This window comes from Amycolatopsis dendrobii, assembly GCF_014145675.1.
Taxonomy (GTDB): domain Bacteria; phylum Actinomycetota; class Actinomycetes; order Mycobacteriales; family Pseudonocardiaceae; genus Amycolatopsis; species Amycolatopsis dendrobii.
On sequence record NZ_JACGZW010000001.1, the window covers coordinates 545,987 to 557,943 of the forward strand.

Consider the following 11,957-nt stretch of genomic DNA (forward strand, 5'->3'; position numbering starts at 1 on the left):
GCCGGTGGTCCGGCAGCGGACCACCGGCCCCCGGTGGCGCCCGACGATCCGACCCGGCCGTTCGGCCGCATTAGTGGTCTAGACCTTGACGGGTGACTGGTCCAGTCCAATTCTGAGAAGGTTCCGGCCGTGCGCCGCCGCCGCACGGCCCCTTTTTCGGCACTGGAGCCCGCATGCGACGAAGAAGTCACTTGTCACGATTGTCCGCCGTCCTGGCCGCCGCGGCGGCTCCGCTCGGCGTGCTGGTCGCCACCGCGGCGCCCGCGCACGCCGCGACGCCGCTGCCGAACCACGTGTTCGCGCCCTACTTCGAATCCTGGAACGGCCAGAGCCCGGCCGCGATGGCCCAGGAAGCGGGCGTGAAGCACCTGACCATGGCGTTCCTGCAGACCGCCTCCTCGGGTTCGTGCACCGTCCTCTGGAACGGCGACGCCAGCATGCCGGTGTCGGATTCGACGTTCGGTGCGGACTTCCGCACGATCCGCTCGCGCGGCGGGGACGTGATCCCGTCGTTCGGCGGCTACACCGCCGACCACAACGCCACCGAGATCGCCGACAGCTGCACGAACGTCGACCAGATCGCGGCCGCGTACGAATCGCTGATCACCACCTACGACGTGCCGCGCCTGGACATGGACATCGAGGACAACTCGCTGACCAACTCCGCGGGCATCGACCGCCGCAACAAGGCGATCAAGAAGGTCCAGGACTGGGCCGCGGCCAACGGGCGCCAGCTGCAGATCTCCTACACGCTGCCGACCACCACGAGCGGTCTCGCCAGCGCGCTGGACGTGCTGCGGAACGCGGTTTCCAACGGGGCCAAGGTCGATGTGGTCAACCTGATGACCTTCGACTACTACGACAACGCCACGCACAACATGGCCCAGGACACCCAGACCGCGGCGGCCGGGCTGGTGTCGCAGCTGGCGTCGCTGTATCCGGACAAGACGCAGGAACAGCTGTGGGGCATGGTCGGCGTCACCGAGATGCCGGGCATCGACGACTTCGGCGCGGCTGAAACGTTCACCACCGCCGACGCGGTCACCGTCTACAACTGGGCCGTGTCCAAGGGCATCAACATGCTGTCGTTCTGGGCGCTCCAGCGCGACAACGGCAGCTGCCCCGGCACCGGCGCACAGGACACCTGCTCCGGCATTCCGCAGGACAAGTGGTACTTCAGCCACACGTTCGCCCCGTTCACCGGCGGAACCCCGGTGCCCGGCAACGACTTCTCGGTGACGGCGAGCCCCGCCTCGGCTTCGGTCGACCCGGGCGGTTCGGCGACCGGCAAGGTGGCCACCGCGGTGACTTCCGGTACTGCGCAACAGGTTTCGCTTTCGGTGAGCGGCGCGCCCGGCGGCGTGACCGCGACGGTCAGCCCGGCCGCGGTGAAGGCGGGGGAGAGCGCGAACCTGTCGATCACCACGACCGCGGCGACCCAGCCGGGCGTCTACCCGCTGACGATCACCGGCTCGGTCGCGGGCGGCGGCAGCCACACCGCGACGTACACGTTGACGGTCAACGGAACCAGCCCGACCGGCAGCGTCGTCAACGGCAACTTCGAAACCGGTGCGCTCAGCCCGTGGACCGGCGGGACGATCGTGTCCTCGCCGGTGCACTCCGGCAGCCACGCACTCCAGGTGTCGCCGACGGCGTCGACCACCGGGGAAGCGACGCAGAACCTGACGCTCGCGCCGAACCACGCGTACACGCTGACCGCGTGGGTCCAAGGCGGATACGCCTACGCGGGCGTCCGCGGGGGAGCGACGGCCAGCTCGTGGACCGCGAACTCCAGCTGGACCAAGCTGACCGTCCCGTTCACGACCGGCGCGTCCGGCGCGGTGACGGTGTACGTCCACGGCTGGTACGGCCAGAGCCCGATCTACGCGGACGACATCGCTGTCGGCTGATTGGTGTATAACGATCTATACGACCGGGCGCTGAGCGAGAAAATTCGCCCAGCGCCCGGCTCCGTTTCAGGCAAAAACGCTCAGGAGCGGGAGAGGCCGGAGATCAAGCCCTGGTACAGCCAATACATGGGCTTCGGGGTGTAGTCGTCGGTCATGATGCCGAAGTTGTCGAATGAGCTGGGGGAGCCGGTGACGTCGTCGCGCAGGGCGAACAGCTCGTAGCTGGCCACGTTGTCCGCGGCACGATCCTGGTTCACCGCCAGGATTTCCGTCGTCAGCGCGCGGGCCTGGTCGGCCGGCGTGCGCTGGGCGGTGTGGGTCGCCCAGCCGTTCTCCGACACGCGGATCGGCACGTCGCGGCCGAGGCCCGCGATCGGCATCTCCTGGGTGCGGACGGTGTGCAGGGTCTGGCGGACGAACCCGGCCAGGTCGGGTACCGGCGGGACGCCGGGCAGTCCGGAATCCGGGTAGAGGTCGACGCCGACGAAGCCGACCGAGCGGCTGAACTCCGCTCCGCCGAGCTGGGCGAGGTGCTGCCAGAACTGGGTGAACGGCCGGGCGTAGGCGACCTCGTCGAAGCCGATCTGCAACCGGTCGAATCCGTCCCGGCCGGCTGCCTTCTTGCCGGCGATGACGCCTTGGACGAGCGCGGTGTCGCCGTTCGGCTGGGGCACCGCGTTCTGTTCCAGGGTGACCGAGATCGTGTCGGCGATCGGGCCGTAGCGCTGCACGGTCCGTTCCACGCAGGTCTGCCATTCCGGCATGCTCTGGCCGGAGTAGCCGAGCACGACGTCGAGACGGCGTCCCGGCGCGAGGTACTGCATTTCGTCGTCGGGGAAGGCGCTGTCGCAGCCGAGGTAGTCGCGGAGCAGAAACGGTGTGTGCCCGGATTGCAGCTGGGCCAGCGCTTTCCGTATCTCGGCCGGATTGTCTGGTTTGCCGGTGGTCGAGCCTCCGCCCGCGTACCCGCCCGGGTAGATGCCGAAGGTCAGCGGCATCGGCGTGGCGTCGGCGACGGCCGGGGCGAGCATGGTGAGTCCGACGGCGAGGGCGGCGGCTGCGAGCCGGATTTTCTTCATGGCACTGAGTATTGGAGCTCGCCGCGGGCCGGACCGATGACGGATGTCATCTTCCGGCCGGGACACTCGTCAGCAATGCGGGCACGATTTCCCGGGGCAGCCGAGTCTGTTCGACGGGTGACTCCCCGGGGCCGAACACGACCGGTTCCTCGCTGCCGAGGGCGGCGTCGAAAACAGCCGGATCCCATCGGCCCCACGCGATCGACACCGCCGGCAGCCCGTGCGCGCGCCGGCGGGTCGCGAGGGCGTCGAGGAAACGGTTGGCGGCGGAGTAGTTCTCTCCGGCTTCTCCGAACGTTCCGGCAAGGGACGAGAAGAGGACGAACGCGGACAGCGGCAGGTGCTCGGTCGCTTGGTGGAGGACCCAGGCCGAGTCGGTTTTGGCGCGCAGGACCGGGTCGGGGCATTCGGGGGTTCGCCCCGCTGCGAAGGGTTCGTCGAAGACCGCGGCGCAGTGGATGACGGCGGTCAGCGGCGGAGTGCAGGACGCGATGAGGCTTTCGACCTGGCCCGGGTCGGCGGCGTCGATGGCGGCGACGCGGACGTCCGCGTCGAGATCGGTCGGGAGGCGTTCGGCGGCGGGGCCGCTGCGGCTCGCCAGCACGAGGTGGCGGACACCGTGCTCGGCGACGAGATGTGCGGCCAGCAGGCTGCCGATTCGGCCGGTGCCGCCGGTGACGAGGACAGTGCCGGACGGATCGATCGGGCGGGTGGGGGAGTCGGCGGCGGGCGCGACCCGGAAGGCGTGCGGGACGCCGTCGCGGATCGCGAGCCGGGGTTCGGTGCTGCCGCCGACGAGGTCGAGGAGTTCGGCGGCGGGGGTGGGCCGGTCGAGGTCGACGACGGTGGTCTTGGCGGCCGCCGCGTTGAGCAGGCCCCAGACGGCGGCGCTCGCGAGATCGGGGTCGGGTCCGGTGGCGTTGGTCGTGACGACGAGCCGGTCCTCGCGATGGCGCAGAGTCTCCAGGGCGTGGGAGCGGATGTCGGCGCCGGGTGGAATTTCAAGGAGTTCCGCTTGGCCGGACCGCGGTGGGACGGGGACCCAGCGCGTGCGGTAGAGCAGGGTTTCGGCGGGCAGGTCGACCCGCTGGGCTCCGCTTCCGGCGAAGACCTCGTTCCAGGCGACCGGGATGCCCGCGGTGTGCAGCCGGGCGAGTTCGGCCAGCAGGTCCCGGACGGAAGGCGGGGTGAGGTCGAGGACGAGGCTGGTGTCGTCCCAGGGGCGTCTGGTCACGCGGGCGACGGCTTCCGGGCGGAGGCCCCAGGATTCCAGCAGACAGCACAGTGCGGCTTGGAAGGCGAAGAGCCAATCGTGATAATCGCCCAACATCGTGTCGAAGGTGTCGGAGAAGAGCGGAAACCGTTGCGAGAACTCGGTTTCTCGGCCGGGAGCGAGTTTGCTGCCGCGGGAGGCGAAGGTCAGCCGCGGACGTGCCGGCACGGGCTGGCCGGGCTTCTCGCCGCTCGCGACCGCTTCAAGGGCGGTCCGGTCGCCGGCCGGGACCAGGACGCGGAGCGCGCTCGGGGTCCTGGTCGCGAGGGAGTAGGCGAGGTCGAGGTCGGACGCCGTGCTGTCGAGGAGGCCCGCGGCGAGGGCGCGCAGGGCGACGCCGTCGCGCGCGCTGAGCAGCCAGGGCGGCGTGGGGAAATCCGTGCGGGCAACGGGTTCGGGCATGGGGAGCCTCTTCCGGGAGGACCTGCGCGGGTCGGGGAATGCCGTCGACCGGCCGGGACTCGCAGCGGAAACCGGGCCGGTGAAGGGTGTTTGCTGCGTTCCAGGCTGCCGTTGGTCGTCGAGAATCAGGAATGCGCCGGAATCAGCCGCAATTTCCGCGGCAGCTGTGCGCGCGGCGACACCGGATCCGGTTCGCGCGGGGCTCGCGGTCCGCCCGGAAAACGGCGGCCGGACCGCGTCGGCTCTGTGTCCTGGCACTCCTCGACATATACCGCGCTCAGTCCGGGCTGGGCGGCAGGTTTCCCCTTTGGTCCCCGTTCCGTGCACGCGGTGCCTCCGCCGCTGCTCGGCGGGCAACGATTTCCGCGACCTTCGCACACGTTTCGTCCGGGTCGAGGTGCTCGGTGTCCAGCACTGTGCACTGTGGACGGAGCGGAAGGTACTCCGCGACGTGGTCGTGGATCCGGTCGAGCACGACCGGGCCGCCCAATGCGGCCATCGCGTCGGTCGCCGCGTGGTCGCCTCGGGCGGCGAACCGGGCCTTCGCCTGCGGCCGGGGTGCGGCGAGCATGATCTCGACGTACTCGCCGCCGGCCGCGCGGGCGGCCTCCTCGAACCGTTCCGCCTGCTCGGCGCGAGCCACCAGTTGCGGCATGACGACGTCGTACCCGGCCCGCAGATGGGTTTCCGCCATGGCGAGCGCGAGCCGCCGCGCGGCGGGCAGCGTGTCCCAGAACGCGGTCCGCCAGCCGCCGATCATCGTGACCACCTGATCGGCGTCGAGAGCGAGCACTCCCGGGTGCAGGTCGGCGTAGCGGCGCGCGACGGTGGATTTCCCGATGCCGGACGGGCCGTTGAGGTGGATCAGCCGGGCCATTCACCCGACGATAGCGGTCCAGCGGCCGTCGCGGACGTGCCCGAAAAGGACGTCGGCGAAGTGATTCCCGTAGCCGATCGTGCCGGGTTCGGCCAGTTCGGCGACGAGCTTCCGGCGGTGGCTGGCGGCTTCGACCGGATCGTGGTCGTACACGCAGGACCAGTCCGGGTTCTCGATCTGGATCGGGGAATGGACGGCGTCGCCGAACGCGATCAGCCGGTGCTCGCCGGCGCTGATGACGTACTCCGCGTGTCCCGGCGTGTGCCCGGCGGCGAAGCGCGCCTGGACTCCGGGAAACACCTCCTGTCCGTCCTCGACGGTGCGCACTCGCGGCGCCAGCGCGTCTGTCTCGATGGAGGGCTCACGCCGCGCCCATTCCGGTCCCGCGACCAGATACTCGGCCTGAGGGAATGCTTGGTGCGCAGCCCAGCCGATGTGGTCGGAGTGCAAGTGCGTGAACGCCACTGCCTCGATGTATTCCGGCCGGTGCCCCAGCGCGGCGAGGTTGTCGAGCAGCGCGCCGCCGTACAGCACGCCGTTCGGCGCTCCCGGTTCAGCGGGCACCGTCTGCGGCCCGAACCCGGCGTCGATCAGCAGCGCCCGCCCGTCGCGTTCCACGAGGAGGCCTCCGATGCTCGCGACGAGATACCCGTCGTCGTCCAGGTACTCCGGATGCGCGGCCCAGGTCCCGGCAGTGCTGCCGGGCAGCCACAGCCGCGGATTCCCTTGCACCGCCCCGTCCGGCACATAGGACACCTTCGTCTCGCCCAGGCGGACGGTCTGGATTCGCGCGGGCCGGCGCAGTCGGTCGTCGAGCACGGCTTCGTTCCCTTCCCTCGGTCTTCCCCGACCATAAGCATCAAGCTAGAAACATTCAAGCTATAAATATTATGACTTGATGGAGTTGCTAGGATGGGCTCATGACGGAACCTCGGGCGATCGCCGAACGGGAGCTGTGCGGTCTGGTGAACGGGCTGGCGCAGCAGATCGCCGATCACGTCCGCGAGCGCGCGGTCGCTCTGGGGCTGACCGCCGCGCAGGCGACCGCGCTGCGGGAGCTGACCGGTCCGATGACGATGCGCGAGCTGGCCGAGCGGATGAGCTGCGAGCCCTCGAACGCGACGTTCGTCGTCGACAAGCTGGAAAAGCAGGGGCTGATCGAGCGGCGCGCGCATCCGACCGACCGGCGCGCCCGGCATCTGCTGCTCACCGAGGACGGCACGGCACTGCGCGAGCGGCTGCTCGACCTGCTGACCCGGGATTCGCCGCTGGCCGGGCTCACTCCGAAGGAGCAGCGGGTGCTGCAGGGCCTGCTGGAGCGGGCGATCGTGCCGGGCGCAGGCCGTCGAGGATGATCCGGAGATTCCGCCGCCACTGGTCCTCGCCCGGGGCGAGGCCGATCGTGTGGTCCGGCGGGATCGCGGTGGCGAGCGCGAACGGGACGTCCCGCCAGTCGAGGTCCGTGCGGAGCGTCCCGGCCTTCTGCGCTCGCTGGACCAGCTGACGCATCGCCCGCCGCAGCCGGGTGATGCGCGGCTCCAGGTCGACTCGTTCGCCGCGGCCGGACAGCGCGTCGTGCAGTCCGCAGCTGGACGCGCGCAGCTGCGCGTAGGTCTCGGCGAATTCGGCGAATCCCTGCCATGGGTCGGGGGAGTCGAGCGCGTGCGCGGCGCGGTCGGTCATCTCGTCGATGGTGTCGGTGAGGATCGCGGCGAGGAGTGCGTCCAGCGACGGCACCCGGCGGTACAGCGTGCCGAGGCCGACGCCCGCGCGCTGCGCGATGTCGCGGGTCGTGACCGCGAGGCCCAGTTCGTCGAGCGCTTCGCGGGTCGCCGCGACCAGGCGTTCGACGTTGCGCTGCGCGTCGGCCCGCGGCCGGCCTTGGGCGAGCAGCGCTGCGACGGCGGAGTCCGGCATTCCCGCAGTCTAAACCAAGCGGGTCACAGTGTTCCGCTTCTGCTACCTTGGAATAACCGGAACATCGTGACCCGCTTAGTGGAGGCAGGGGCATTGACCAAGCCGATCGGCGTCGGAATCGTCGGCGCGAACCCGGATCGGGGCTGGGCCGCACGGGCGCACATTCCCGCCATAGCCGCGTCGCCCGACTTCTCGCTCGCCGCCGTCGCGACCACGCGTGCCAGCAGCGCGGAAGAGGCGCGCGCCCGATTCGGGGCGCAGCATGCGTTTACCGACGCCCGAGATCTCGCCGAGCACCCCGACGTCGATCTGGTTGTCGTGACGGTGAAGGTGCCCGCGCACGTCGAGCTGGTGACGGTGGCGCTGGAGGCGGGCAAGCACGTCTACTGCGAGTGGCCGCTGGCGACGACCGCGGCGGAGGCCGCAGCGCTGGCTGTGGCGGGGGAGCGGGCCGGGGTGCACACGGCCGTGGGGTTGCAGGCGCGGTTCTCGCCGACCGTCCGCCAGGCCCAGGCAATGCTCGCCGAGATCGGCGCGGTGCAGTCCGCGACCGTCTACAGCGCGCGCGGCAAGGGAAACGCTCGTGACGTCCCCGGCTGGACGGCCTACACCTACGACCGTCGTTCCGGAGCTGGGCTGGTCGAAGTCCTCGGCGGGCACGCGCTCGATCTGGTGCAGTACCTGCTCGGACCGATCCGCGAGCTGACCGCGCGGACCGCGATCCGGAACGGTTCGCATCACGTCGCCGAGACGGGGGAGCCGATCGACGTCACGGCGCCGGATCACTTCCTCGCGCACGCCGAAGTCGACGGTGGAGCAGTGGTGTCCGTCCATCTGCACGACGGGGAAGCGGCGATGCCCCGCACGCGCATCGAGATCGCGGGCACTGAAGGAAATCTCGCGCTGACTTCCGCACCGGAGGCCGATCCGTGGGCCGCGCAACCGCAGATCGGCACGTTCGAGCTTCGGACGTCCCGCCCCGGCAGTCCGGAGTGGACGGTGATCCCGGTGAGCGACCCCAGCGCATTGCCCATCCAGGCGGCGAATGTGGGCCGGGTCTACGCCCAGCTGGCGGCGGACCTCCGCGACGGGACGCACATGGTGCCGGACTTCGCCACCGCCCGACGACTGCACGAACTACTTTCAACTGTATAACGACGTATACGGCTGGCGGCTGCAAAACGAGCACCAGCACGAGACACGGATCATCCCGCACCTCCAAAACAACCGCACGGGACGCGAAAACGAACGATGGCCGCCCCGAAACCGGGGCGGCCATCGCGGAAAACGAACCTCAGATCAGGCCCAGCTTGCGGACCGCGTCGCGCTCCTCGGCCAGTTCGGCCACGGAAGCGTCGATGCGCGGGCGGGAGAACTCGTCGATCTCCAGGCCCTGCACGATCTCGTACTTGCCGTCCTTCGCGGTGACCGGGAAGGAGGAGATGAGGCCCTCCGGGACGCCGTAGGAGCCGTCGGAGACGACGCCGGCCGAGGTCCAGTCGCCTTCGGGGGTGCCGTTGACCCAGGTGTAGACGTGGTCGATGGCGGCCGACGCGGCGGAGGCGGCGGAGGAGAGGCCGCGCGCCTCGATGATCGCGGCGCCGCGCTTGGCGACGGTCGGGATGAAGGTGTCGGCGAGCCACGCCTCGTCGTTGATGGTCTCGGCGACGTTCTTGCCGTTGACCTCGGCGTGCTGCACCGACGGGTACTGCGTGGCCGAGTGGTTGCCCCAGATCGCGACCTTCTTCAGGTCGGTCACGGCGACGCCCAGCTTCTTGGCCAGCTGGGCCAGCGCGCGGTTGTGGTCGAGGCGGGTCATCGCGGTGAAGCGCTCGGCGGGCACGTCGGGGGCGTGCGACTGGGCGATGAGCGCGTTGGTGTTGGCCGGGTTGCCGACCACGAGGACCTTGATGTCGTCGGCCGCGCCCGCGTTGATCGCCTCGCCCTGGGGCTTGAAGATGCCGCCGTTGGCCTCGAGCAGGTCGCCGCGCTCCATGCCCTTGCTGCGCGGGCGGGCGCCGACCAGGAGGCCGATGTTCGCGCCGGAGAAGGCCTGCTTCGGGTCGTCGAAGATGTCGATGCCCGCGAGCAGCGGGAACGCGCCGTCGTCCAGTTCCATCGCGGTGCCCTCAGCCGCCTTGACCGCCTGGGGGATCTCCAGGAGCCGCAGCTTCACCGGGGTGTCGGCGCCGAGCAGCTGACCGGACGCGATGCGGAACAGCAGCGCGTAGCCGATCTGGCCGGCCGCACCGGTGACGGTGACGTTGACAGGGGCTTGGGTCATTGCGCTTCTCCAGCTTGAGACGACTTTGGCTAGTACCGAGGATGCTAGCCCTACCGGCGGGCGTCGTCCGGGTGCGTCCAGTCACGGTAGCCAGGATCACGTTCGCGCCCGCGGGGCGATCCGCCTTAAGTCGTGGGGCGAAGGGGGTAACTCGAGATCACGATCGAGTTGCGGGCGTGGGCGGGGGCGGCGGGCCCGGGACGGTCGAGGGCCGGCTCGGGCGGCGGCGCCGGGGCGGTCCGGCGAATCGCCCCGGGAAGCGCGGGTCGGCGCGGTAGCGGGTGCGCCGTGCGAACCGTCCTGATTGCCCCGGTTTTCGCGGTCTTTTTCGCCGGATTGTCCGGACCAGCCGGGGCGGGTGGTTCTGTGTCGTGTATTTTTGAATCATTTTTGTTGATTCGTCAATTGTCCATAATAGCTTTTGTCAACGGCTTGTTAACACGTTGCTGTGTGCAGCTAAGCAACGGCGTTGCTCCATTCAGTGGGACTAGCGGCACAGTTGTTGCGCTACCCTGTCGAAACCCCCACCCACACCGGAAGTAATGGGAAGGAACCCATGCTTACCACAATGGCAGCTGCGCTTTTGGCGCTTTCGTCGACGATTACTCCGCATTCCTGGCCGCAGAATCCTCCGCCGGACAAAATTATCATCGACGTGGCGACCGTGAACGGGACCGGCTGCCCGCCGGACACGGCCGCGGTTTCGGTTTCGGCGGACAACACCGCGTTCACCGTCACCTACAGCCAATACACCGCGCAGGTCGGCGTCGGCGCGCAGCCGACGGACTTCAGGAAGAACTGCCAGATCGGCCTTCGCGTGCACGTCCCGCAGGGGTTCACGTACGGGATCGCCTCGGCGGACTACCGCGGATTCGGGCATCTCGAAAAGGGTGCGTACGGCGTGGAGCGCGCGAACTATTATTTCCAGGGAAACTCCCCGACCGCCTACGTGACGCACCGGCTCGACGGGTTCTACGACAATGACTGGCAGTTCTCTGACCAGACGGACGTCGACGCGATTATCTATGAACCGTGCGGCCAGGAGCGCAACCTGAACATCAATACGGAATTGCGCACGTACGCCGGGACTTCTGACCCGGCGAAGACGACGAGCTTCCTGACGATGGACTCGACGGACGGCAGTGTCCAGACGGTTTACCACTTCGCCTGGAAGACCTGCCCGGGAACCCGGTAACTGTGTGACGCGGACCCGTGAGCGCTTCCTCGGGCGCTCACGGGTCCGGCTGTGTCACGTTTTCCGCGAGCCTGCTCAGCAATGCGGCCAGGGTCGTGATCTCGTCGTCGGTGAAGCCGTGGCGCATCCGTTTGTCGTGCGCGATCGCGGCGTCGGCGAGGCGGTGGAAGGTGCGTTCGCCGTAGTCGGTCAGTTCGACCTGGTGCACGCGCCGGTTTTCCGGGTCGCGGGTGCGGGTGAGCAGGCCCGCGGTTTCCATGCCGTTGAGGTGGTGGGTGAGTGTCGCGCCCTGGATGCCGACGGCGTCGGCGAGTTCGCGCTGGCTCGCGTGCCGGCGGGTTTTGAGTGCGATGAGGATCTGCCAGACCGGTTGCGATCCGCCGACCTCGGCGAGTGCGCGGTCGAACGCCTGGCCCGCGGTCTTGGCGGTGCGGGCGAGGAGAACGCCGAGCGGCGGCGTGGCGGGTCGGGGCACGGAGAGGACGGTACCGCAGGATCATCGTATGCTAACCGTTTGACGTCGAACGGTTAGTAGTCTAACGTTTGTGGTGTCTCATCGATCGGCACTGGAGGGCATCATGGACCCCGCGGAGATCACTGAACTGGGCAAACGCTGGGCAGCGGCCGAGGTCGCAGGCGACACGGACGCGTTGGGCGGCATGATCGCCGACGGATTCCGGCTCGTCGGCCCGCTGGGTTTCGTGCTCGACCGGGGACAGTGGCTGGGTCGCTGCCAGTCGGGCGCGCTGGCGACGCAGCGGCTTGACTGGCGCGACGTCGAGGTGCGCGTGCACGGCGACACGGCGATCGCGATCGGCGTGCACGACCAGGAGGCGACCCATCAGGGGAACCGGGTCGACGGGACCTTCCGGGCGACGCACGTCCTCGTCCGCGGAGGGGACGGCTGGCGGATCGCGGGGATGCACCTCAGTCCGATGGGCGCGCCGCCCGCTTTCGCTCGCTGACCTGCGCTGTCTCGCGCCGATCGACCGCATCTGCCAGGGAGCGGTCCGGGAGGGG

The 11,957-nt window shown here is 69.3% G+C and carries 12 protein-coding genes; 5 read left to right on the forward strand and 7 right to left on the reverse strand.

What is annotated here, in order from left to right:
- The first annotated feature begins 191 nt into the window (after window positions 1-191).
- Window positions 192-1,910, forward strand: coding sequence for a glycosyl hydrolase family 18 protein (locus tag H4281_RS02425; protein WP_237599926.1), 1,719 nt, complete (start codon window positions 192-194; stop codon window positions 1,908-1,910).
- Window positions 1,911-1,990: 80 nt separating this feature from the next.
- On the opposite strand, the gene H4281_RS02430 is transcribed toward H4281_RS02425, so the two are convergent.
- From H4281_RS02430 to H4281_RS02445, 4 genes are all read right to left on the reverse strand, one after another.
- On the reverse strand, window positions 1,991-2,989 hold the full coding sequence (locus H4281_RS02430; RefSeq protein ID WP_182889205.1) for a hypothetical protein: 999 nt from the start codon (window positions 2,987-2,989) through the stop codon (window positions 1,991-1,993).
- Between the two features lie 46 nt (window positions 2,990-3,035).
- Window positions 3,036-4,664 (reverse strand): beta-ketoacyl reductase, encoded by a 1,629-nt coding sequence (locus H4281_RS02435; protein ID WP_182889206.1) that lies wholly within the window; start codon window positions 4,662-4,664, stop codon window positions 3,036-3,038.
- Between the two features lie 277 nt (window positions 4,665-4,941).
- Window positions 4,942-5,541: a P-loop nucleotide/nucleoside kinase family protein gene (locus tag H4281_RS02440; protein ID WP_182889207.1), complete on the reverse strand. Its 600-nt coding sequence runs from the start codon at window positions 5,539-5,541 to the stop codon at window positions 4,942-4,944.
- Window positions 5,542-6,360 carry an MBL fold metallo-hydrolase gene (locus H4281_RS02445; RefSeq protein WP_182889208.1) on the reverse strand — a complete coding sequence of 273 codons (819 nt, stop codon included), beginning with the start codon at window positions 6,358-6,360 and terminating at the stop codon, window positions 5,542-5,544.
- Window positions 6,361-6,461: 101 nt separating this feature from the next.
- Between H4281_RS02445 and H4281_RS02450 the strand changes: the two genes are divergently transcribed.
- On the forward strand, window positions 6,462-6,896 hold the full coding sequence (locus tag H4281_RS02450) for a MarR family winged helix-turn-helix transcriptional regulator (protein ID WP_182889209.1): 435 nt from the start codon (window positions 6,462-6,464) through the stop codon (window positions 6,894-6,896).
- Here H4281_RS02450 and H4281_RS02455 read toward each other — a convergent pair.
- A complete protein-coding gene (locus tag H4281_RS02455) occupies window positions 6,820-7,458 on the reverse strand; it encodes a TetR/AcrR family transcriptional regulator (protein WP_182889210.1) in 639 nt (212 codons plus the stop codon). The genes H4281_RS02450 and H4281_RS02455 overlap by 77 nt on opposite strands.
- A gap of 66 nt (window positions 7,459-7,524) precedes the next feature.
- On the opposite strand from H4281_RS02455, the gene H4281_RS02460 reads away from it, so the two are divergent.
- Window positions 7,525-8,613 (forward strand): Gfo/Idh/MocA family protein, encoded by a 1,089-nt coding sequence (locus H4281_RS02460; RefSeq protein WP_237599922.1) that lies wholly within the window; start codon window positions 7,525-7,527, stop codon window positions 8,611-8,613.
- Window positions 8,614-8,752: 139 nt separating this feature from the next.
- Here the strand turns inward: H4281_RS02460 and H4281_RS02465 are convergent, their stop codons facing one another.
- The gene (locus tag H4281_RS02465; RefSeq protein ID WP_067588822.1) at window positions 8,753-9,742 is read right to left on the reverse strand and encodes a malate dehydrogenase; all 990 of its coding nucleotides are present in this window, start codon (window positions 9,740-9,742) and stop codon (window positions 8,753-8,755) included.
- 556 nt (window positions 9,743-10,298) lie between these two features.
- On the opposite strand from H4281_RS02465, the gene H4281_RS02470 reads away from it, so the two are divergent.
- Window positions 10,299-10,937 (forward strand): DUF4360 domain-containing protein, encoded by a 639-nt coding sequence (locus H4281_RS02470; RefSeq protein WP_182889211.1) that lies wholly within the window; start codon window positions 10,299-10,301, stop codon window positions 10,935-10,937.
- A gap of 37 nt (window positions 10,938-10,974) precedes the next feature.
- On the opposite strand, the gene H4281_RS02475 is transcribed toward H4281_RS02470, so the two are convergent.
- Window positions 10,975-11,412 (reverse strand): MarR family winged helix-turn-helix transcriptional regulator, encoded by a 438-nt coding sequence (locus H4281_RS02475; RefSeq protein ID WP_182889212.1) that lies wholly within the window; start codon window positions 11,410-11,412, stop codon window positions 10,975-10,977.
- Window positions 11,413-11,482: 70 nt separating this feature from the next.
- Here H4281_RS02475 and H4281_RS02480 point away from each other — a divergent pair, with 70 nt between their 5' ends.
- On the forward strand, window positions 11,483-11,902 hold the full coding sequence (locus H4281_RS02480) for a nuclear transport factor 2 family protein (protein WP_376771806.1): 420 nt from the start codon (window positions 11,483-11,485) through the stop codon (window positions 11,900-11,902).
- Window positions 11,903-11,957 lie beyond the last annotated feature (55 nt).

Excerpts from the sequence above, each read along its gene's own strand:
- H4281_RS02430 (WP_182889205.1), bottom strand. The coding sequence starts at position 2,989 with ATGAAGAAAATCCGGCTCGCAGCCGCCGCCCTCGCCGTCGGACTCACC.
- H4281_RS02435 (WP_182889206.1), bottom strand. The coding sequence starts at position 4,664 with ATGCCCGAACCCGTTGCCCGCACGGATTTCCCCACGCCGCCCTGGCTG.
- H4281_RS02440 (WP_182889207.1), bottom strand. The coding sequence starts at position 5,541 with ATGGCCCGGCTGATCCACCTCAACGGCCCGTCCGGCATCGGGAAATCC.
- H4281_RS02450 (WP_182889209.1), top strand. The coding sequence starts at position 6,462 with ATGACGGAACCTCGGGCGATCGCCGAACGGGAGCTGTGCGGTCTGGTG.
- H4281_RS02455 (WP_182889210.1), bottom strand. The coding sequence starts at position 7,458 with ATGCCGGACTCCGCCGTCGCAGCGCTGCTCGCCCAAGGCCGGCCGCGG.
- H4281_RS02465 (WP_067588822.1), bottom strand. The coding sequence starts at position 9,742 with ATGACCCAAGCCCCTGTCAACGTCACCGTCACCGGTGCGGCCGGCCAG.
- H4281_RS02470 (WP_182889211.1), top strand. The coding sequence starts at position 10,299 with ATGCTTACCACAATGGCAGCTGCGCTTTTGGCGCTTTCGTCGACGATT.